Source organism: Roseateles sp. P5_B10, from assembly GCF_056400485.1.
In genome coordinates this window covers 1-1,223 of the sequence record NZ_JBFULE010001175.1, presented here as the reverse complement: position 1 = coordinate 1,223, position 1,223 = coordinate 1, and the positions used below count along the sequence as shown (strand labels likewise).

General features: G+C 69.2%; 2 protein-coding genes. One reads left to right on the top strand and one right to left on the bottom strand.

From position 1 onward, the window contains the following. A partial coding sequence (locus AC1DU6_RS31855; RefSeq protein ID WP_477862195.1) for a flavin-containing monooxygenase occupies positions 1-995 on the bottom strand: 995 nt, incomplete at its 3' end. Between the two features lie 64 nt (positions 996-1,059). Here AC1DU6_RS31855 and AC1DU6_RS31850 point away from each other — a divergent pair. Continuing rightward, positions 1,060-1,223 (top strand): Mpo1-like protein (locus AC1DU6_RS31850; RefSeq protein ID WP_477862197.1); only part of this gene is annotated, 164 nt, incomplete at its 3' end.

The following is a 1,223-nucleotide window of genomic DNA, read 5'->3' as shown; positions in this document are numbered from 1 at the left end:
TCCAACTGGTGCTCCCGGCCGTCCAGGGTCAGCACGCCTCTTTCCGTCACGCCGGTGATGGCCTCCGTGACCAGCTCCGACTGCGGCAGCGCCAGCGCATGGAAGTAGTCGTTGGAGTAGATGATGCGCTTGCATCCCAGCGGATAGCGGGGTGTCAGTCGTTCGCGCAGCACAGCATCGGGCACATGGCGCCGCAGATGGCCGCGGGCCGTGGCCACCATGGCGCGCCGGGCCAGCGTGCCCTCGTCGAAGCCGCGCCGCCCCAGCTCCAGGAACTGCACCCAGGCATGGCGGGCCAGCGCGGCATAGGGCGGGAAGCGGGCCAGCCAGCGGTCGAGTGCGCCATAGCGCCGGTCCAGCCGCGGCATCACCCAGTTGGGCGTGCGCTGGAACAGCGTGAGCCGTGCCGCCGTGGGTGCCAGCGCCGGCACAAGCTGAGACGCCGTGGAGCCCGTGCCGATGACGCCGATGCGCTTGCCGCCCAAGTCCGCGTCGGCCGGCCAACGCGCCGAGTGCAGCAACTGCCCTTTGAAGGAGGCCAGATCGGGGATGTCGGGCCAGCGCGGCCGGCTCAGCGGGCCGGTGCTGCAGACGAAGAAGCGCGCGCTCAAGGCGCTGCCATCGTCCAGGCTCAGCTCCCAGCGGCCGGCCTGTGCGTCGAAGCGCGCCTCGGTGATGGCCACGCCCAGACGCATGCGTGCCGCCAGGCCGTGCTGCTCGGCCAGGCGCTGCTGGTAGCGGTGAATCTCGGGCGCGTCGGCGAAGCGGTGCGTCCAACAAGGGTTGGGCGCAAAGCTGAAGCTGTAGGCCGGAGCCGGCACGTCGACCTGGGCGCCAGGGTAGCGGTTGCTCCACCAGGTGCCACCCAGCCCGTGAGACTTCTCGACGATGAGGTAGTCATCGACGCCCGCGCGCTGCAGCTGGATGGCCATGCACAGCCCGGACATGCCCGCACCGAGGATGACAACCTCCAACTCGGTGGGCATGGCGCGCATCGGCGCATTATTGCGAGGGCATCCCCGCTTGCCGCTCGGGCGCAACCCGCGCTTGAATCAGCGCATGAGCACCGAACGCTTTTCTCGCTTCGCCGACTTCTACCCCTTCTACCTCAGCGAGCACGGCAACACCATCTGCCGCCGGCTGCACTTCGTCGGTTCGACCCTGGTGCTGGTCTGTCTGTGGCAGCTGTTCAGGACGGGCGCGCTGGTGTGGCTGCTTTACGG